Origin of the sequence: Streptomyces sp. NPDC060035, assembly GCF_042736635.1 — a bacterium.
Taxonomy (GTDB): domain Bacteria; phylum Actinomycetota; class Actinomycetes; order Streptomycetales; family Streptomycetaceae; genus Streptomyces.
Genome location: NZ_JBHWVO010000010.1, coordinates 124,401 through 143,856, shown reverse-complemented (window position 1 = coordinate 143,856; position 19,456 = coordinate 124,401). Strand labels below are relative to the sequence as shown.

At 70.5% G+C, this 19,456-nt stretch carries 18 protein-coding genes, 1 tRNA gene and 1 pseudogene; 12 read left to right on the top strand and 8 right to left on the bottom strand.

Annotated features, from left to right (window positions below; all coding sequences use genetic code 11):
* Positions 1-301: 301 nt before the first annotated feature.
* The 3 genes from ACFWBQ_RS18225 (at position 302) to ACFWBQ_RS18215 (ending at position 2,893) form a co-directional block, all read left to right on the top strand.
* Positions 302-1,627, top strand: coding sequence for a sensor histidine kinase (locus ACFWBQ_RS18225; RefSeq protein ID WP_385489581.1), 1,326 nt, complete (start codon positions 302-304; stop codon positions 1,625-1,627).
* Complete coding sequence (locus ACFWBQ_RS18220) at positions 1,624-2,262, top strand: response regulator (protein WP_385489578.1); 639 nt, start codon at positions 1,624-1,626, stop codon at positions 2,260-2,262. The genes ACFWBQ_RS18225 and ACFWBQ_RS18220 overlap by 4 nt, the downstream gene beginning before the upstream one ends.
* 133 nt (positions 2,263-2,395) lie before the next feature.
* Complete coding sequence (locus tag ACFWBQ_RS18215; protein ID WP_385489575.1) at positions 2,396-2,893, top strand: hypothetical protein; 498 nt, start codon at positions 2,396-2,398, stop codon at positions 2,891-2,893.
* Positions 2,894-2,897: 4 nt separating this feature from the next.
* Here ACFWBQ_RS18215 and ACFWBQ_RS18210 read toward each other — a convergent pair whose 3' ends face one another.
* Complete coding sequence (locus ACFWBQ_RS18210) at positions 2,898-3,605, bottom strand: pentapeptide repeat-containing protein (protein ID WP_385489573.1); 708 nt, start codon at positions 3,603-3,605, stop codon at positions 2,898-2,900.
* Between the two features lie 101 nt (positions 3,606-3,706).
* Between ACFWBQ_RS18210 and ACFWBQ_RS18205 the strand changes: the two genes are divergently transcribed.
* Both ACFWBQ_RS18205 and ACFWBQ_RS18200 read left to right on the top strand, forming a co-directional pair.
* Positions 3,707-4,900, top strand: coding sequence for an NAD(P)-binding protein (locus tag ACFWBQ_RS18205; protein WP_385489570.1), 1,194 nt, complete (start codon positions 3,707-3,709; stop codon positions 4,898-4,900).
* 51 nt (positions 4,901-4,951) lie between these two features.
* Positions 4,952-5,915 (top strand): annotated as a pseudogene (locus ACFWBQ_RS18200) (zinc-binding dehydrogenase).
* Positions 5,916-5,939: 24 nt separating this feature from the next.
* Here ACFWBQ_RS18200 and ACFWBQ_RS18195 read toward each other — a convergent pair.
* Positions 5,940-6,416 (bottom strand): GNAT family N-acetyltransferase, encoded by a 477-nt coding sequence (locus tag ACFWBQ_RS18195; protein ID WP_385489567.1) that lies wholly within the window; start codon positions 6,414-6,416, stop codon positions 5,940-5,942.
* 165 nt (positions 6,417-6,581) lie between these two features.
* On the opposite strand from ACFWBQ_RS18195, the gene ACFWBQ_RS18190 reads away from it, so the two are divergent.
* Positions 6,582-7,982, top strand: coding sequence for an NAD(P)/FAD-dependent oxidoreductase (locus ACFWBQ_RS18190; RefSeq protein ID WP_385489564.1), 1,401 nt, complete (start codon positions 6,582-6,584; stop codon positions 7,980-7,982).
* Positions 7,983-8,100: 118 nt separating this feature from the next.
* A complete protein-coding gene (locus tag ACFWBQ_RS18185) occupies positions 8,101-8,550 on the top strand; it encodes a hypothetical protein (protein WP_385489561.1) in 450 nt (149 codons plus the stop codon).
* Positions 8,551-8,617: 67 nt separating this feature from the next.
* Here the strand turns inward: ACFWBQ_RS18185 and ACFWBQ_RS18180 are convergent.
* Positions 8,618-8,692, bottom strand: a tRNA-Thr gene (locus ACFWBQ_RS18180).
* 176 nt (positions 8,693-8,868) lie between these two features.
* Here ACFWBQ_RS18180 and ACFWBQ_RS18175 point away from each other — a divergent pair.
* From ACFWBQ_RS18175 to ACFWBQ_RS18165, 3 genes are all read left to right on the top strand, one after another.
* Positions 8,869-10,005: an ABC transporter ATP-binding protein gene (locus tag ACFWBQ_RS18175; protein WP_385489558.1), complete on the top strand. Its 1,137-nt coding sequence runs from the start codon at positions 8,869-8,871 to the stop codon at positions 10,003-10,005.
* A gap of 238 nt (positions 10,006-10,243) precedes the next feature.
* Positions 10,244-10,657: a hypothetical protein gene (locus ACFWBQ_RS18170; protein WP_385489556.1), complete on the top strand. Its 414-nt coding sequence runs from the start codon at positions 10,244-10,246 to the stop codon at positions 10,655-10,657.
* A gap of 36 nt (positions 10,658-10,693) precedes the next feature.
* Positions 10,694-11,413 carry an NDP-sugar synthase gene (locus ACFWBQ_RS18165; protein ID WP_385489553.1) on the top strand — a complete coding sequence of 240 codons (720 nt, stop codon included), beginning with the start codon at positions 10,694-10,696 and terminating at the stop codon, positions 11,411-11,413.
* 97 nt (positions 11,414-11,510) lie between these two features.
* Here ACFWBQ_RS18165 and ACFWBQ_RS18160 read toward each other — a convergent pair whose 3' ends face one another.
* Positions 11,511-13,100 (bottom strand): DoxX family membrane protein, encoded by a 1,590-nt coding sequence (locus ACFWBQ_RS18160; protein ID WP_385489550.1) that lies wholly within the window; start codon positions 13,098-13,100, stop codon positions 11,511-11,513.
* A 162-nt stretch (positions 13,101-13,262) separates the two neighbouring features.
* On the opposite strand from ACFWBQ_RS18160, the gene ACFWBQ_RS18155 reads away from it, so the two are divergent.
* A complete protein-coding gene (locus ACFWBQ_RS18155) occupies positions 13,263-14,744 on the top strand; it encodes a hypothetical protein (protein ID WP_385489547.1) in 1,482 nt (493 codons plus the stop codon).
* 30 nt (positions 14,745-14,774) lie between these two features.
* Entirely contained in the window at positions 14,775-15,398 is a 624-nt protein-coding gene (locus tag ACFWBQ_RS18150) for an NUDIX hydrolase (protein WP_385489545.1), read from the top strand.
* Positions 15,399-15,431: 33 nt separating this feature from the next.
* Here ACFWBQ_RS18150 and rlmB read toward each other — a convergent pair whose 3' ends face one another.
* From rlmB to ispD, 4 genes are all read right to left on the bottom strand, one after another.
* Entirely contained in the window at positions 15,432-16,388 is a 957-nt protein-coding gene (gene rlmB, locus ACFWBQ_RS18145) for a 23S rRNA (guanosine(2251)-2'-O)-methyltransferase RlmB (RefSeq protein ID WP_385489542.1), read from the bottom strand.
* Between the two features lie 108 nt (positions 16,389-16,496).
* Positions 16,497-17,897 carry a cysteine--tRNA ligase gene (gene cysS, locus ACFWBQ_RS18140; protein ID WP_385489539.1) on the bottom strand — a complete coding sequence of 467 codons (1,401 nt, stop codon included), beginning with the start codon at positions 17,895-17,897 and terminating at the stop codon, positions 16,497-16,499.
* Positions 17,898-18,031: 134 nt separating this feature from the next.
* The gene (gene ispF / locus ACFWBQ_RS18135; RefSeq protein ID WP_385489537.1) at positions 18,032-18,541 is read right to left on the bottom strand and encodes a 2-C-methyl-D-erythritol 2,4-cyclodiphosphate synthase; all 510 of its coding nucleotides are present in this window, start codon (positions 18,539-18,541) and stop codon (positions 18,032-18,034) included.
* Positions 18,531-19,295, bottom strand: coding sequence for a 2-C-methyl-D-erythritol 4-phosphate cytidylyltransferase (gene ispD, locus ACFWBQ_RS18130; protein ID WP_385489534.1), 765 nt, complete (start codon positions 19,293-19,295; stop codon positions 18,531-18,533). The genes ispF and ispD overlap by 11 nt, the downstream gene beginning before the upstream one ends.
* Between the last annotated feature and the right edge of the window lie 161 nt (positions 19,296-19,456).

The following is a 19,456-nucleotide window of genomic DNA, read 5'->3' as shown; positions in this document are numbered from 1 at the left end:
CGGCCTTGTGCCTGCTCCGGTATCGATCCTCCGGCCGGATCCGGGCCCGTACGGTCGGCGTACCGGCTCGACGCCGCACGCAGGTCGGCCGACGGCTCCATCAGCCGATCGGTTGATGCCGGTGCAGCCCCCTGGGGTCACCATGGGGATATCCGCGCAGGCCGGCACCGCACCGGCGGCAGGCCCGACAGGCCGGCGCGGGGCCGGCACCAGATGGGCGGCAGTGGTCGCGGGCGGCAGCAGGTCGTCGCGGGCCGGCACCAGGTCGTCCGGGTCATCGGCAGGGAGCGCGAGGTACGAGGTGCAGGACCGAAGCGAGCCGGTATCCGCCGTGGCCCCGCCCCCCGGGCGCGACCCGGACACCCTCTCGGCCGCCGACCCGGACACCCGCCCGGCCGCCGATCCGGACGCCCGGTGGCTGGCCCTCCTCACGCATGCCGCGTTCTTCCTGCTGCTCGGCGCCTCACTCGCCCGCTTCCTGATGCGCCATCCCGGCGAAACCCGCACGCCTTGGATCATCGCGCTGTCGGTGACCCTCGCCGTGCTCTATCTCCTGGGCCCGGTGCTCGGCCCCCGACCCACACCCGGGCCACTCATCCGGCTCGGCGTCCTCGTCGTCGTCTGGATGGTGCTGGTCCTGCTCGCCCCGAGCTTCGCGTGGTGCGCGGTACCGCTCTTCTACACCGGGCTGCGGATCCTGCCGCCGCGCGCCGCACTGGCCCTGGTCGCCCTGCTCACCGTGTTCGTCGTCGCCGCGCAACTGCGGCTGGCCGAAGGCTTCGACCCGAATCTGGTACTGGCCCCGCCCGCCGTCGCGGCCGTCGCCACCGCCGTATTCGTCCATATGCAGCGCCAGGCCGTACTCCAGCAGGACCTGGCCTCCCGTCAGCGCGAGCTGATCGACGACCTGCTGAGCACCCGGCGTGAACTGGCCGCCACCGAACGCCGCGAGGGAACCCTCGCCGAACGGCAGCGGCTCTCCATGGAGATCCACGACACCCTCGCCCAGGGACTGTCGAGCCAGCAGATGCTGCTCCAGGCGGCGGACCGCTCCTGGGACGCCGATCCGGTGGCCGCCCGCCGGCATGTCCGGACGGCAACCGGCATCGCGGAACGCAACCTGGCCGAGGCCCGCCGCTTCGTGCACGACCTGGCCCCCGCCGACCTCGCGGAGGGCGGCGGCCTCGAAGCGGCACTGCACGCCCTCGCCGCCCGCGAGACGGCACAGTCGCACGGCCGGATCGCCGTCCGCTGCCATGTGGAGGGCACCCCGCTCGCCCCACTGCCCGACCGGGTGCAGTCGGCGCTGCTGCGGATCGCGCAGGGGGCACTGGCCAACGTGAGCGAACACGCCGAAGCAACCGCCGCGGGACTGACCCTGACCCACCTGGACGACCGTGTCGTCCTCGACATCGCCGACAACGGCCGCGGCTTCGGCCCGGCCGAGCCGTCACCCCGCCCGCCCGGCGGCGGCGTACGCGGCCACGGGCTGCCCGCCATGCGCGCCAGGGTCCAGCAGCTCGGCGGCACACTCACGATCGAATCGGCGCCGGGCGAGGGAACGGTCCTGTCCGCCGCCGTCCCCCTGCCCGCCGCACCCACACCCCCTGCGGAGGTTCACCGATGACACCGCCCGCCCCCGGAGCAGTACGGATCCTCCTCTGCGACGACCACGCCGTCGTACGCGCCGGGCTGCTCGCCCTCCTCGGCAGCGAACCGGACATCGAGGTCGTCGGCGAGGCCGGCAGCGGAGAGGAAGCCGTCGCCCTGGCCGCCCGGCTCACCCCGGACGTCGTCCTGATGGACCTCCAGCTCGGCCCGGGTATCGACGGCGTCGAAGCCACCCGCCGTATCGCCGGCACGGGAAACGTCCACGTCCTCGTCCTCACCACCTACGACACGGACGCCGACATCACCCGCGCCATCGAGGCGGGCGCCACCGGCTATCTGCTCAAGGCCGAACGCCCGGAGGAGCTGTTCGCCGCGATCCGCTCGGCGGCACAGGGCCGCACCACCCTTTCCCCGCCCGTCGCCAGCCGCGTCATGGCCCACATGCGCAAACCCCGCCCCACCCTGACCGAACGCGAGCTCGACATCCTGGGCCAGCTCTCCCAGGGCCTCGGCAACCGGGACATCGCGCGTGCCCTGTTCATCAGCGAGGCCACGGTCAAGACCCACCTGGGCCGGATCTACGACAAGCTCGGCGTCGACACCCGGGCGGGCGCGGTCTCGGTCGCCAAGGAGCAGCGGCTCCTGTCGTAGCAGGTTGTCCGCCTGGCGCCTGTCGTCACCAAAGACCCCTGGAGGGCGGCGCCCCCGCGCGGCGGACGGGCAGCCCCCCCACGCGGCGGACGGGCCGGACCCGGCGGGTCACCGGGCATGACACCATCGAACCGTGCTCGACATCGGCTACTCCCTCTCCCGGCGCTTCCCGGACCCCCCGCAGACCGACTACCGCCGCGCGAACGTCCACGACCTGCGGCACGACCTCTTCTCCGGCGACGTCTACCTCGCGGACACCAAAGCGGACCGCGAAGTATCCACAGCCTGGGGATGGGTGCCCGTACTCGACTTCGCCTGGGCGCTCTGCGACATCGTCGAACAGATCGACCGGGACCCCCGGGGCAACCGCTCCCACCGGCAGCAGTACGCCGAGCTCGACTTCACCGAATCGTCCGACCGCATGCTCTTCGAGCGCCGCTTCGGCTGGGTCGACGTCGAAGCCGACTGGATGCCCGGCGACGAGCCCCCGCTCACCTTCAGCCACTCCCTGCTGCGCCGCGAAGCCCGCGACTTCCTGCACGACCTGATCGCCGACCTGGCCGACATGCACGAAGGCCTCGCCGACAACCCCGTCATCTGGGACCTGCAGGCCCGCTTCCCCCGCCTCTGAGGCCCTACGCCTCCACCCGCACCCCGATCTGCGCCGCGAACGCCGGAGCCAGCTCCATCAGCTGGGACGGACTGATCACCGCCCCCGCCAGCCGCTCCACCCCCCGAGCGATATCGAGCTCGGCAACCGTCCGCAGATCAACCGACTCCATCCGCACAGCACTGAAGTCGGCCCGCTTCAGCACACAGTCCCGGAACTCCACCCGCACCAGGTGCGCCTCCCCGAAGTCCGGTTCCGACAGCACACAGCCCTCGAACACCACGTCCTTCAGCCGTGCCGTGCGCAGATTCAGGTAGTCGATCTTCCCGCCCCGCACCAGCACCCGCTCCAGCACCGCACCGTGCAACTGCACCCCGCCCAGCCGCGCGTCCACGACCTCCACATCCCGTAGCGAGGCCCCCGCGAGATCGGTGCCCACACCCCGCACACCCGTCAGCACCGAGTCGATGAACCGGGCCCGGACCAGCTCCGTACGATCCAGAGCACATCCCTGCAGCTCACAGTCCATGAAGCGCGCACCGGGACCCGACTCGTCCGTCAGGTCCACGCCCTCGAACCGCACGCCGTCGTAGTCCCCGTCCGGCTCCAGCCCCTCCCCCTCGTACGCCACGAGCGGCGGCAGCCGGACCTCCGGCCGCCGTGCCGCCGCCACGGTGTCCTTCGCGCCCGCACCCCTGCTGCTCCTGTTGCCTCTGCCTGCCATGCCCCCCATCGTGACGCACACCACTGACAACAACGCCGCGGCCCGATGTCACAAACCCGCCCCGCCGAACCGTCCCCTGCACAGCAGCACCCACCGCAAGGAGACCCAGCATGCAGCGCATCCACATCGTCGGCGGCGGCCTCGCAGGACTCACCGCGGCCATCACCGCCGCCGAATCGCACGTCCCGGTCACCCTCCACGAGGCCCATCACACCCTCGGCGGACGGGCCAGGACCGCCGAAGGCCCCTACCTCACCAACGAGGGCCCCCACGCCCTCTACCGCCGCGGACCGCACTGGACCTGGCTCAGGAAGCGCAACCTCCTCGGCCCGCTCGCCTCGGTACCACCCCTCGAAGGCACCCGCTTCCTCTTCCGCCGCAACGGCGCCCTGCGCAGGATCCCGCCCCTCGCCCTGCTCCGCCTCGCCCGCCGCAGCGCCCCCGTCGACACCGACTTCCTCAGCTGGGCCACCGGGCAGACGGGCGAAGAGGGCGCCCGTGCGGCCGCGCACTACATGGGCGTGGCCCTCTTCCACCACGACCCCGGATCGCTCTCCGCCGCCTTCGTACAGGAACGGCTCCGCCGCGCCACCTCGCTGCCGCCCGAGGCCCACTACCCCGTCGGCGGCTGGGCACAGCTCGTCGACCGGATGGCCTCACGCGCCTGGAACCTCGGCGTACGCATCGAAACAGCCCGGCGCATCGACGCCGACGCCCTCGCCGGCCTCGAACGCAACGGCCCGGTGATCGTCGCCACCCACCTGGACGCCGCCCGCACGCTGCTCGACGACCCCACCCTGACCTGGGGCAGCGGCAGGACCGCCCTGATCGACCTGGCCCTGCGGACCCGGCGCGGCGACCCGTTCGTCATCTCCGACCTCGACGCCCCCGGCTGGATCGAACGGTTCACCGCCCAGGACCCCACCCTCGCCCCCGCAGGCGAACAGCTCATCCAGGGCCAGATCCCCCTCGCCCCAGGCACCCCACGCGCCGACGCCGTCCACCGCGCCGAGGAACTGCTCGACCTCGGCTTCCCCGGCTGGCGCGACCGCACCACCTGGCGACGCGAAGCCCTCGCGGCCGGCCGCACAGGCGCCGTCGACCAACCGGGCACCACCTGGCGCGACCGCCCCGCCGTCGACCGCGGCAACGGAATCCTCCTCGCGGGCGACCAGGTCGCAGCCCCCGGACTCCTCAGTGAAGTCGCGTTCAACAGCGGCATCGAAGCCGCGGTCCTGGCCATGAAACTCCTCGGGAAGACGGCGCAGGACACCCCTGCAGGGCTTGACCTCAAGGGTGCTTGAGGTCAGAAGGTGGACCGACGAACCGTCGCCCACCACCCCGGGGAACCCACCATGCAAGCCATCCGTCTCCATGCCTTCGGCCCCGCCGAGAACCTCCACCACGAACTGACCGACGACCCTGTACCCGCCCCCGGCCAGGTCCGCATCGCCGTCGCCGCAGCCGGCGTGCACCTCATCGACACAGCCCTGCGCGAAGGCATGACCGGCCCCTACCCGGCCCCCGTCGAACTGCCCACGATCCCCGGCCGCGAAGTCGCAGGCACCGTCGAATCACTCGGCGAAGGCACCGACCCCGCCTGGCTCGGCCGCCATGTCGTCGCCCACATCGGCATGGCCCCCGGCGGCTACGCCGAACTCGCCGCCGTCGACGCCGACAAGCTCCACCCGGTCCCCGAAGGACTCGATGCTGCCGAAGCCGTCGCGATGATCGGCACCGGCCGCACCACTCTCGGCATCCTGCAGTTCACCGACCTCGGCCCCGACTCCGTCGCCGTCGTCACCGCGGCAGCCGGTGGCATCGGCACCCTCCTCGTCCAGCACGCCAAGAACACCGGCGCCACCGTCATCGGCCTCGCCGGCGGACCCGCCAAAGTCGCACGCGTCAAGGCGAACGGCGCCGACCTCGCCGTCGACTACACCCTCCCCGACTGGCCCCGCCAGGTCCGCCTGCACCTCGACGCGCTCGGCCGCCGCGCCACCGTCGTGTACGACTCCGTCGGCGGAGTCACCGCCCGAGCCGCCGTCGACCTGCTCGGCAGCGGCGGACAGCACATCGTCTTCGGCTGGTCCGGCAAAGGACCCCACGACGGACAGCCGCTCACCTTCACCGACGAGGACCTCGCCACACGCGGCGTCACATCCCGGAACGCGTGCCCTGGAAACCCTGGCCCTCGCCGAAGCCGCCGCCGGCCGCCTCCGCCCCGTGGTCGAGCGCTACCCGCTCGCCGAAGCGGCCGCCGCCCACCGCGCGCTCGAAACCCGCGGCACGATGGGCAAGGTCGTCCTCATCCCCTGAACACGGCGCCCGACAGCACGTCGCTCAGGACGCACCCAACTCCGCGAGCGCCCCGTCCGTCAGCCGGTACACCGTCCACTCGTCCTGAGGACGCGCACCCAACGACTCGTAGAACGCGATGGACGGGGCATTCCAGTCCAGCACCGACCACTCCAGGCGCCCGTATCCCCGCTCCGCACAGATCCGCGCCAGCTGGGCGAGCAACGCCTTCCCGTGCCCGCCACCACGCCGCTCCGGACGCACGTACAGATCCTCCAGATACACGCCGTGCACCCCGCGCCACGTCGAGAAGTTGAGGAACCACAACGCGAACCCGACCACCTCGCCGTCCTCGTCCGACACCGCTACATGCGCATACGCGGCAGGCCGCTCCCCGAACAGCGCCTCACGCAACTGCTCCTCGGTGGCCTCCGCCTCGTGAAGTGCCTTCTCGTACTCGGCGAGCTCACGGACCATCGCATGAATGACAGGAACATCAGCAGCAGTAGCAACACGAATCATGGACGCAGCCTAAAGGCCCCCACACACCACCCGGCCGGCCACCTCCGCCTGCCCCACCGGAACCCCGGCCACGCCCCGGCCCCCAGGACCCCGCACGACGAAACCCCCGGCCGCGCAGTAACGTCCCCCCAGCGACTCGGCTGCACACGGACAAGCAGGGGACACATGAGCACCGTCAGTACCGTCAACGGCGGCATTTCATTCTGGTACGCACACGAGGGCACCCCCGCCCCCCGCGAACCCCTGCCCGGCGACACCACCGCCGACATCTGCATCGTCGGCGGCGGCTACACCGGCCTCTGGACGGCCTACTACCTCAAGAAGGCCGTCCCCTTCCTCAACATCACCGTCCTCGAAGCCAAGTTCTGCGGCTACGGCGCCTCCGGCCGCAACGGCGGCTGGCTCTACAACGGCATCGCGGGCCGCGACCGCTACGCCCGGCTCCACGGACACGACGCCGCCGTACGCCTCCAGCAAGCCATGAACGACACCGTCGACGAGGTCATCCGCACCGCCGCCGACGAGCACATCGACGCCGACATCCACCACGGCGGCGTTCTCGAGATCGCCCACACCCCGGCCCAGCTCGCCCGCCTCAAGGACCATCACTCCGTCGAGATCGCCTTCGGCGAGACCGACCGCGTCCTGCGCGGCGCCCGCGAGACCGCCGAACGCATCCGCGTCACCGGAGCCGTCGGCTCCACCTGGACCCCGCACGGCGCACGCCTGCACCCCGCCAAGCTCGTCAAGGGCCTCGCCGACACCGTGGAAGCCCTCGGCGTCACGATCCACGAATCCACCACCGTCACCGAGATCAAGCCCAAACACGCCGTCACCCCCTACGGAACGGTCCGCGCCCCGTACATCCTGCGCTGCACCGAAGGCTTCACCGCCGCCCTCAAGGGCCAGAAACGCACCTGGCTCCCCATGAACTCCTCCATGATCGTCACCGAGCCCCTCCCCAAGGCCCTCTGGGACACCATCGGCTGGGAAGGCCGCGAAACCCTCAACGACATGGCGCACTCCTACATGTACGCCCAGCGCACCGCGGACGACCGCATCGCGCTCGGCGGCCGGGGCGTCCCCTACCGCTACGGCTCCGCCACGGACAACGACGGCCGCACCCAGCCCGCCACCATCGAAGCCCTGCGCGACCTGCTCGTCCGCCTCTTCCCCACCACAGCAGGCACCCGCATCGACCACGCCTGGTCCGGCGTACTCGCCGTCCCCCGCGACTGGTGCGCCACCGTCACCCTGGACCGCTCGACGGGCCTCGGCTGGGCCGGCGGCTACGTGGGTTCCGGCGTCGCCACCGCCAACCTCGCCGCCCGCACGCTGCGCGACCTCATCCAGCAGGACTCCGGCCAAGCCGGCCCCACCGACCTGACCGCCCTGCCCTGGGTCAACCACAAGGTCCGCCGCTGGGAGCCCGAACCCTTCCGCTGGCTCGGCGTCCACGGCCTGTACGCCGCCTACCGCACCGCCGACCGCCGCGAAACGACGTCCCCGCACCCGGGCACGGACCGCATCGCGAAACTGGCGGACCGTATCTCGGGCCGGCACTGACCGCACGGCCCGCCCCGGCTACGACCTGCGAGATCGCTGGGCTACCGCCGGTTCCGGCCCGCACATGGTGAGCCGGTAGAGGAGGGACCGGTCAATGGCGCGTAGGGGAAGAGCTGCTGTGACAGCGCTCGCCGCATGTGGGGTGCTCGTCGTCGCGCAACCCGCGCATGCGAGTGAGACGGTCAACTGGAAGCCGGTGAAGACCAATGCGAACTGGCACTGCACCGACTACCTGACGCACCCCACCAGCGGGCTCAAGCTGAAGACGTGCATCGTGCTCAACAGCAGCAACGATGCGCAGGGCGTTCTGGTCGCGCAGAACCCGACGTCGAGCGCGAAGACGATCAGCGGCCGCGTCGTCTTCGAGTCGCAGCGCGAAGGGGACGTCCGGTGTGCCACCTCGAACTTCGCAGCCGGCGCGACGGCGGGCTGTTACGCACCGACGGTGAGTATCACCGCCTGCCGGACGACGGCCGATGCCAAGGGGACCCTGAAACATCGCCGATTCCGACCTCCTCCACACGGTGGTGAAGAACGGCATCCCGACGGTCTGCTAGCAACCAACTGAGACCGAAACTTTCCGCCGAAGCGAAGAAAGCCCAGCTCAGAATGTATCTGAGCTGGGCTTTTCGTTGAGCCTCCTGTCGGATTCGAACCGACGACCTACGCATTACAAGTGCGTTGCTCTGGCCGGACTGAGCTAAGGAGGCAGCGGAAGCAGTGTAACCAACGCCGGGACCGGAACCTGCTCAATATTCGGGACCTCGAAGTACTGACAGATCCGAAATCGCCAGGTAGCGTCACGTCAGGCCCATTCAAGTGGACCAGACCACTCCCTTACTCGGATCGTCCGGCACGTTCCTGCCGGTGGAGGAGAAGATTCAGCATGGCCAGTGTCACGTTCGACAAGGCGTCCCGCGTCTACCCCGGCTCCACGAAGCCGGCCGTGGACCAGCTCGAGATCGACATCGAAGACGGTGAGTTCCTCGTCCTCGTCGGTCCCTCCGGTTGTGGCAAGTCGACCTCCCTGCGCATGCTCGCGGGTCTCGAGGACGTCAACGGCGGTGCGATCCGCATCGGTGACCGCGACGTCACGCACCTGCCCCCGAAGGACCGGGACATCGCCATGGTGTTCCAGAACTACGCGCTCTACCCGCACATGTCCGTCGCGGACAACATGGGCTTCGCGCTGAAGATCGCCGGGATCAACAAGGCGGAGATCCGGGCGAAGGTCGAAGAGGCCGCCAAGATGCTCGACCTCACCGAGTACCTGGACCGCAAGCCGAAGGCGCTCTCCGGTGGTCAGCGTCAGCGTGTGGCGATGGGCCGCGCGATCGTGCGTGAGCCGCAGGTCTTCCTCATGGACGAGCCGCTGTCGAACCTCGACGCCAAGCTCCGTGTGTCGACGCGTACGCAGATCGCCTCGCTGCAGCGCCGCCTCGGCATCACCACGGTGTACGTGACCCACGACCAGGTCGAGGCCCTCACCATGGGTGACCGGGTCGCGGTCCTCAAGGACGGTCTGCTCCAGCAGGTCGACTCGCCGCGCAACATGTACGACCGCCCGGTGAACCTCTTCGTGGCCGGCTTCATCGGTTCCCCGGCGATGAACCTCGTCGAGGTTCCGATCACGGACGGCGGCGTCAAGTTCGGCAACAGCGTCGTCCCGGTCTCCCGTGCGGCGCTCTCCGCCGCCGCGGACCGTGGTGACACGACCGTCACCGTCGGCATCCGGCCCGAGCACTTCGACATCGTCGAGCACGGTGGCGCCGTCGCGCAGACCCTCACCAAGGGTTCGGCCGACGCCCCGGCCGGTCTCGCCGTCTCCGTCAACGTCGTCGAGGAGCTCGGCGCCGACGGTTTCGTCTACGGCGCCGCGCAGGTCGGTGGCCAGCACAAGGACCTGGTCGTCCGTGTCGGCGGCCGTGCCGTGCCGGAGAAGGGCACCGAGCTGCACGTCGTGCCGCGCCCGGACGAGCTGCACGTCTTCGCGACCTCGACCGGTGAGCGCCTCACCGACTGACGTCGTTCACGCCGTACGACGGCCCCGCACTCTCCGAGCTCCGTGCTCCGGAGAGTGCGGGGCCGTCTGCATGAATCGATCGCCTGCGGGTTTCAGTTGCGGACTGCCCCAAATATCCCGGTACGACGGCCATTTCACCCCGTTTCGTCAATCAGGAATTCGAAAGGTCACCTCGAACCATCCCCCGCAGGAGTGACGAAATGTCGCCAAGTCATCACTGACCGCTACGCTCGCCTGCGTGACCCACACCGCGCGCCGAATCGGCCGAACCCTCGCTCTCGTACTGCCCGTCGTCATGGTCCTCTCCGGGACTCTCGCGGTCACCCGCGTGCCGTGGTCGGCACACAACGCCGAGTCGCATCTGCTGACCGCGGCCTCGGAGACCGTGTCCAAGCGTGCCAAGGCGCGCGCGCCGCAGGATGTTCTGCGGGACAGGCTGCTCCAGGAGCTGCGGGAGAAGGACCCGGGTATCGCGCTGACCGAGCTCCAGCGCACGGTGGAAGCGCGTCCGTCGCTGGCCGGTTACTGCATGTCGATCGCGAAGGCGCTGGGCAAGGCGGCCGTCGACCAGTACGGCCCGACGCGGGCGCACCGCTTCTCCCGTCCGGTCTGCGACACGTCGTTCGCTTCGGGCGTCGCGCAGTTCAGCTGAGCCGAGTGTGCGCGGGCACGGCATATCGTGCCTGGCATGCATACGTTTCCGACGCAGGCCGTGATCCTGGCGGGTGGCCAGGGCTCGCGGCTGCGCCCGTACACCGATGACCGTCCCAAGCCGATGGTCGAGATCCCGGGGACCGGGACCCCGATCATCGGCCATCAGCTTTCCTGGCTGGCCGCCGAGGGTGTCACCGACGCCGTGGTCTCGTGCGGCCATCTTGCCGATGTACTGCAGGAGTGGCTGGCCTCGGCCGATCTTCCGTTGCGTGTGACGACCGTCGTCGAGACCGAGCCTCTGGGCCGGGGCGGCGGTCTGAAGCATGCCGCGGCGCGGCTGCCCGATCCGTCGGAGCCGTGGTACGCGACGAACGGCGACATCTGGACGCGTTTCTCCTTGCGCGAGATGGCGGCGTTCCACGCCGAGCGGGATGCCACTGCCACGCTCGCACTGGCCCGTCCGCGGATTCCGTGGGGTGCGGTGGAGACGGATGCGTTCGGGCACATCACGGACTTCATCGAGTCGCCCCCGTCTCCGTACCTGATCAATGCGGGCGTGTACGTGTTCGCGCCGGCGTTCACCTCGCTGCTGCCGGATCGGGGCGATCATGAGCGGACGACGTTCCCGCGGCTGGCCCGGGAGCGGCGGCTGGCCGGTTTCCCGTTGCCGCACGGGGCGTACTGGCGGGCCATCGATACGGCGAAGGATCTGACGGAGGCGGCGAAGGAGCTGGGCTCCCGGATGGGTGGCTGAGGCGGCGCTGCGGACGTGTACGAGGGCGGCCACCGGGTATCCGGTGGCCGCCCTCGCGGTGTGTGGTGCGGGTGTCTGCCGGTGTGGGGCGCGGGTGTCAGCCGAGCAGGCCACCGATGGGGTTCTGGCCGGCGCCGCCGGTGGAGCCGCCGCCGTCCGAGCCGCCGCTGCCCGAGCCGCCGCTGTCCGAGCCGCCGCCCGTGGAGCCGCCGCCGGAGTTGCTGCCGCCGGAGGAGGTGGGGCCCGCGCTGCTGGCCGGGGGCTGCTCCGGGGTCGATTCCCGGGGACTCTGCCGGCCGGTGCCCTGGGTCTGGCTGGGCTGTCCGGTGCTTGCTCCGGTGGCCTGGCCGGATTCGCGGACGGAGTCGGCGCCCGGGGTGGATTCCTCGGCTGTCGGGCTGCTGGACGTGCTGGAGGGGGAGGGTTCGGGGCTGCGTTCCTCGGGGGTGCCGGAGGGCTTGCGCTTGGCGGCGGACTTCTCGGGGAGCGGGGATCCGGGGAGCTGGTTGGTCGGGTTGCCGTTGGGGCCGGGGACGGTGACGACCTCGGTGGAGCGGACGGCTCCGCCGAGCATGGAGCCGACGAGGAGGGTCAGGCCGACGACGACGGTGGCGACCACGGTGCCGCGGCGCAGGACGCGGCGGCGGAGGTCCCAGAGCTCGGAGCGGGGGCCGAGCTTGCGCCAGGCCTCTCCGGCGAGGCGTCCGTCGAGGGAGTAGACGGGAGCGCCCGCGATGACGAGGGGGCTCCAGGCCGCCAGGAAGATGATGTCGGGTGTTTCGTACGCGGCGACGCTGCGCCAGCTGACCGTGACGAGGAGGGCGGCGGAGAGCAGGGCGCCGAAGGTGGCTGCGACGCGCTGCCAGAGGCCGAGGACGGTGAGGACGCCGACGACGACCTGGAGGAAGGCGACGGAGAGTCCGGCGCCGACGGGGTGGGAGAGCGCGAAGTCGCGCAGCGGTTCGGCCAGGGCCCAGGGCTGCAGCGAGGTGAGCCACTTGACCATGGAGCCTCGGTCGCCGCCCTCGAAGTACACGGGGTCGCAGAGTTTGCCCATGCCGGCGTAGATGGAGATGAAGCCGAGGAAGACGCGCAGGGGGAGCAGGACGACGCCGAGGTTCATCCGGCGCCCGGGGTAGTAGGCGTGCCGGACGGTGTCGTTGGCGTGGCGTCGTTCGTGGGCGGTGTCGTCGGGTTCGTCGTCGTAGGGGTCGCGGTGTCCCGTATCGACGGGGTCGTAGGCGCCGAGGGCCTGCCGCATGGGCGGCAGCATGGGTCCGGTGCGGCCCGGTCCGGGCTGGGGGGCGATGAATACGGGGTTGGGCTGGGTCTCGTCGAGGCGCGGGATGACCTGCGTGCCGACGCCTGCGTCCCCGCCGGGCCTGGTGCCGAGGTGGCCTGCGGTGGAGTTCCGTACGGCCTGCAGGAGTCCGGTCGCTCCTGGGTCGCCGGGCTCCGACCTGCCGCTCCAGACGACGGGAGCCCGCCTGCGGCCCCCCGCGCCGCTCATGGCGGGGATCCGGGCGTGTGCGGGGGGCACGGGGCGCAGGCGTGTGCGCTGGCCCGGGGCGAGCTGCACCCGGAAGCTGGCGTGGTTGACGATGACCTGCGCGGGGTCGCAGTCCACCTTGGTCATACTCAGGGCGGGCTGGTCGTCGAACCGCGGCGTTCTGGTGTCCACACTCATCTAACCGAGTGATGTGTGATTAGGACACTGCCTTGACGTGGCCGAACTGTCCGAGACCCGTCAAGATCCAGCCATTCCTCGCCGCCCAGGAACTTTTGTTCACCTTCCGTACGTCAACAAGCCCAGCCATCATGTGCGTTATCCGTAGGCGACTGGGGAGTCATGGGCGGACAGCAGCTTACTTTCAAAGATCTGACGCGGTATCCGGTGATGGCCCAGGCTCTGGACAACCAATGGCTGCCCGGCGATCTCGCGGCGGCACGACAGCGGACGAACGCGCCGCCGGGCCGCTCGCCGGACGATGTGGACGCTTCTGCGGCCGAGCTGCGGCGTGCGCTGGTGAACAGCGGCACCCTGGTGGTCAATCGGGCGTACTTCATCAACAACGAGGCGGTCTCGGCCAATTACCTGCCGGACGCCGATCCGGCCGAACGGCAGGCCTTCATTCGCCTGCTGAACGGGAAGGCGCTCGTGCCCTTCCTGTACTCCGAGCGTGACCCGGCTGCCGAGTTCGCCTGGGCGCACGATCCGCAGGTGCACCGGGCCTGGGGGCGGCTGCTCACCGACGAGGCGGAGCCGGCCCTGGTCCGCTTCGACTGGGACGATGCGGCGAACCAGGAGGCCACGGAGAGGGTCAGTCACTTCTTCTCCAGCCAGTTGCTGACGCTCCAGCGGCTCCGCGAGGAGCCGTTGAGGAGGAATCTGGGCATCTCCCTCGCCCAGGCCCGGGCCATGAAGGAGGGCATCCTCACCGACATCCTGCTCTGGGCCGCCCGGCAGGATCTCTACTCGACCATCACGCGTGAGGCCGTGTACCGGGAGTTCCTGACCCGGCCGGGCACGCAGGTGCACGAGGGTCTGCTGCGGGAGGGTGAGCACATCGTGCCGGCCAAGCAGCTGATCGACCTCCTGTACACCCTGGGGGTTCCGAAGGCGAGCAGCATCACCGCTCTGACGCCTCCGGGTTCGCCGCCGCGCTCGGCGTTGCAGGAGTTGCGTGAAGACGTCCGCAGCCGGAACGACGACCCGGAGCAGATCGGACTTCTGCTGCGCGATCTGTTCGCCGATGCTCTGCACCGGGCCGTGGACGGTCCCCGTTCCTACGGTTCGCTGTCACTGTCCGACATCACGCGGCTGCGTGCCACGGAGGAGTGGAACGGCTATGTGAATGCCCTGGACTCGTTCGTCCGGGGCAGTTTCAGGGACGGGCGGGTGCCCAGCCCCGAGGAGTTCCGTGCCGGTACGGGTGATGTCGCCAGGCTGCACCGTGGAATGCTGCGGACCGCGCGCAGGGTGAGCGGTTCCCGTCAGGGTTTCCAGCGCGAGATGAAGGTGGCGCTGGTCCTCGAGTCCGCCGGTATCGCCCTGCAGGTGACGTCCGGTGAGGAGGTGTCGCTGCTGGCGGGTTCCCTCCAGATGGCGACGGCAGTCGCGGGTGCCCTGAGTGTCCGGCTGGAGTTCTTCGACCGGGAGGGCCGGGGCGCGCGCAAGGGTCTCGGTCATTCGCTGACATTGCCGTCGCTCCAGCTGGGCAATGTCAGAAGGGACTGGGAGAAGATCCTCAAGTCGTACGGGGGCCGGGTCGTGGAGACCGGGTCGGCGCCTCGAAGCGGCCAGGCGGACCAGCAGTCACCGCATGCGTGAGGCGTGACAGGCTCGGAGGGAGCACGGCAGATGGGTGTCGAGCAGTACGAACGGCTGCGTACGGAGCGGCCGGGGCTGTTTGCCAATCAGCCCGGCGGTATTGAGATCCTCACCGAACCGGACGCGGTGTCGGCGGCGGGCGGCGTGTTGTACCAGGACCGGTTCGTCGTGCTGCTGCGCGATCCGGTGCGCTTCCCCGACGGCTCCACGGGTACGTACATCCGCTCGATCAGCCCCACGCCGGAGCAGGGGTGTGTGGTACTCCCGCTCCTCGGTGGTGAGGTGGTTCTGATCGAGCACTTCCGGCACGCGACGCGTTCCTGGCAGTGGGAGGTGCCGCGCGGTTTCGGTACGGAGGGGCTGTCGGGCGGGGCGAACGCGGCGAAGGAACTGCGGGAGGAGATCGGCGCGGTGGCCCTGGAGATCGTTCCCCTGGGTGAACTCCACCCGGATACGGGTGCGACGGCCGACCGGGTGTCGCTCTTCGCGGCACGGATCGAGGCGCTGGGGCCGCTGGATGCGGCCGAGGGGATCCGCAGCTGCGTCACGGTGCCGTTCGCCGAGGCGGAGGCGATGGTGGCCGACGGGCGGATCACGGACGCCTTCACGATCGCGGTACTGATGAGGGCGAGGCTGGCGGGCCTGACGGCGTGAGAGCCGTCAGACCCCGGGCCCGCCCGGACCGGGTCACGCGCGGCGGCGTGCGACTTCGTACAGGACGATGCCGGCGGCGACTCCGGCGTTCAGGGACTCGGCGCCGCCCGGCATCGAGATCCGGACCCGGTAGTCGCAGGTCTCGCCGACGAGGCGGCCGAGGCCCTTGCCCTCGCTGCCGATGACGATGACGACGGGGCCTGCGAGGGCCTCCAGGTCCTCCACCGTGTGTTCGCCGTCCGCCGCGAGGCCGACGACGGTGATGCCGGCCTTCTGGTAGCCCTCGAGGGCGCGGGTCAGGTTGGTGACGCGGGAGACCGGGGTGCGGGCGGCTGTGCCCGCGGAGGACTTCCAGGCACCGGCGGTCATACCGGCCGCGCGGCGCTCGGGGACGACGACGCCGTGGCCGCCGAACGCGTTGACCGAGCGGATGATCGCGCCGAGGTTGCGCGGGTCGGTGACGCCGTCGAGGGCGACGATCAGCGGCTCCTCGTTGTTGTCGTACGCGGCGGCGGTGAGGTCCTCCGGGTGCGCGTACTCGTACGGCGGGACCTGGAGGACGAGGCCCTGGTGGTTCAGGCCGTTCGTCATCCGGTCGAGCTCGGGGCGCGGTGCCTCCATGAGGTGGATGCCACCGCGCTCACCGGCGAGCTGGATGGCCTCGCGGACCCGCTCGTCGTTGTCGATGTACTGCTGGACGTAGAGGGTGGTCGCGGGGACGCCGTCGCGCAGGGCCTCGAAGACGGGGTTGCGGCCGACGACCATTTCCGACGTGCCCTTGGCGCCACCGCGGCGCGGGGCGGGGCGGCGGGCCGCGGCCTGCTTGGCCTGGGCGTTCGCCACCCGGTTCTTCTTGTGTCCCTTGCGGTCGGCGGCGGGCGGCGTGGGTCCCTTGCCTTCGAGACCGCGGCGTCGGTTACCGCCGCTGCCGACCTGCATGCCCTTCTTGTTGGACGTGCGGCGGTTCCTGCGCTGGCTGTTCCCGGCCATGACCTACCTGTTTCGTTGCTTCAGAAAAAGTGTCTCAAGTGAAAGTGTGCCGCCCGGATGGCCGGGCGGCACATTTGTGCTGCTCACGCATGGTGCGAAGGTCGCCGCTCAGCGCGGGCCGAGGGTCCACCTGGGGCCGCTCGGGCCGTCCTCGATGACGAGGCCGGACTGGTTGAGCTGATCGCGGATGGCGTCGGCGGCGGGCCAGTCCTTGCGCTCGCGTGCCGACTGGCGCTGGTCCAGGACGAGGCGTACCAGGGTGTCGACGACTCCGTGGAGGTCCTCGCCCCGGTCGCTCTCGCCAGCCCAGTGCGGGTCGAGGGGGTCCAGGCCGAGGACGCCGAGCATGGCACGTACCTCCGCGAGGCGGGCGACCGCTGCTTCCTTGTCGTCGGCGGCGAGGGCGGAGTTGCCCTGCCGGACGGTGGTGTGAAGGACCGCGAGCGCCTGCGGGACGCCCAGGTCGTCGTCCATCACCTCGGCGAACGCGGGCGGCACCTCGGAGGCTGCGGCGACCTCGCCGCCGGCCTTCTCGATGACGCGCTGGACGAAGCCCTCGATCCGCGCGAACGCGGACTCGGCCTCGCGCAGTGCCTCTTCGCTGTACTCGATCATGGAGCGGTAGTGCGGGGTGCCGAGGTAGTAGCGCAGCACGATGGGGCGCCACTGCTTGACCATCTCGCTGACCAGCACGGAGTTGCCGAGGGACTTCGACATCTTCTCGCCGGACATGGTGACCCAGCCGTTGTGCACCCAGTACTTCGCGAAGTCGTCGCCGAAGGCCTTGGCCTGGGCGATCTCGTTCTCGTGGTGCGGGAAGATCAGGTCGATCCCGCCGCCGTGGATGTCGAAGGCGGTGCCGAGGTACTTGTGCGCCATCGCGGAGCACTCCAGGTGCCAGCCGGGGCGGCCGCGGCCCCAGGGGGTCTCCCAGCTGGGCTCGCCGGGCTTGACCGACTTCCACATGGCGAAGTCGCGCTGGTCGCGCTTGCCGGTCTCGCCGTCGCCGGAGGGCTGGCGCAGGTCGTCCAGGTCCTGGTTGGAGAGCTCGAGATATCCCTCGTACGAGCGCACGTCGAAGTAGACGTTGCCGTCGGCCTCGTAGGCGTGACCGCGCTCGATGAGGCCGCGCATCATCTCGACCATCTCGGTGATGTGCCCGGTGGCGCGCGGTTCGTACGTGGGCGGGAGGCAGCCCAGGGCGTCGTAGCCGTCGTTGAACGCGCGCTCGTTCTCGTAGCCGATGGACCACCAGGGGCGGCCCTGCTCGGCCGACTTCTTGATGATCTTGTCGTCGATGTCGGTGACATTCCGGATGAACGTCACGTCGTAGCCGCGGTAGTCGAACCAGCGGCGCATGATGTCGAAGTTCAGTCCGGACCTGATGTGCCCGATGTGCGGGGCGGCCTGGACAGTCGCGCCACAGAGGTAGATCGAGACACAGCCCGCTGTGAGCGGGGCGAAGTCACGGATCTGCCGGGCGTTGGTGTCGTACAGGCGAATAGTCACCCCTCAAGGGTAGTGGGCGCGCACCAGTGCCCAACGCCCCCTGGGAAATCGTGTCGCAACTAATCGGTGACGGCTCTTTCCGCCACCGGCGCACGCCTGTTCCGGGCGGTAGCCGGGCCGACGAGAGACCAGGGTCAGCCGGTGCGGTAGACGAGTGCTGTCGCGATGCCCGCTATGCCTTCGCCCCGGCCGGTGAATCCGAGACCGTCGGAGGTCGCGGCGGACAGCGAGACCGGCGCGCCGACCGCGTCGGACAGCACCTTCTGGGCCTCGTCGCGGCGCTTGCCGATCTTCGGGCGCAGCCCGACGACCTGCACGGCGACGTTTCCGATCCCGAAACCCTCGGACCGCACGATCCGCGCCGCTTCGGTGAGGAGCGTGACACCGGAGGCCCCGGACCATTCGGGGCGGCCGGTGCCGAAGTGCTGTCCGAGATCGCCGAGTCCGGCCGCCGAGAACAGGGCGTTGCACGCGGCGTGCGCGACGACATCGGCATCGGAGTGCCCGGCGAGGCCAGGGCCCTCTCCTTCCCAGAGGAGCCCCGCGCACCAGAGCTCACGGCCCTCCTCGAAGGCGTGGATGTCCGTCCCGATGCCGACGAGCGGGATCAGGGGCGCCGGCTGCTTCACGGCTTCAGAATCCATCGTTCGCCCTCCGGCGTGCGAGAACGGCCTCGGCCAGGACGAGGTCCAGGGGCCTGGTGACCTTGAATGCCTCTTCGTGGCCGGGTACGACGACGACGGGGGCGCCGAGCTGCTCCACCATGCCCGCGTCGTCGGTCGCGCCGTCGCCGTCGACGGCCACGGTGCGGTGGGCCCGCACGAGCGTGTCCCGGTCGAAGCCCTGGGGCGTCTGGACGGCACGCAGCCTGGCGCGTACGGGGGTCGACAGGACCGGCTCGGGCTCGCCCGGCGCGCCGGGTTCGACTTCCTTGACGGTGTCGGCGAGCGGCAGAGCGGGTACGACGGCGGGCGCCCCGTCCCGTACGGCTTCGATCACCGCGTCCACGGTGTCGACGGGCACGAGGGGCCTGGCGGCGTCGTGGACGAGCACGACGGAGATGTCGTCGGGGAGCGCGTCGAGTCCGAGCTGCACGGACTCCTGGCGTGTCGCACCGCCCGGGACGACCAGGTAGTCGGTGCGCTCGGGCAGGGCGTGCTCGTCGATGAGGTTCTTGACGCCGGGCGCGCCGTCCGGGGGCGCGACCACGACGACGAGCGTGACCGCGCGGGATGCAGCCATGGCCCGTACCGCGTGGATCAGCATGGGAGTCCCGCCGAGTGCGCGGAGCGCCTTGGGGGCCCCGGGGCCGAGCCGGACGCCGCGGCCGGCTGCGGGAATCACCGCGGCGGTGCGGGAGGGGCGCGGTTCAGCAGGCGTCGGTGACATCGATGACATCGGTTGCACTCCGAAGCTTCGGCAGGTTTGTTTCCACGGCCGACATGGGTATGGCCCCAGCGAGCCGGGCGCGACGCCTTGACTTGACCGGGACCCCTTCCGTGAACCCTGGTCGGGCAAGCGGCAGCGGGGGCTCGTGTGGTTGAGGGGATGGCGCCAGT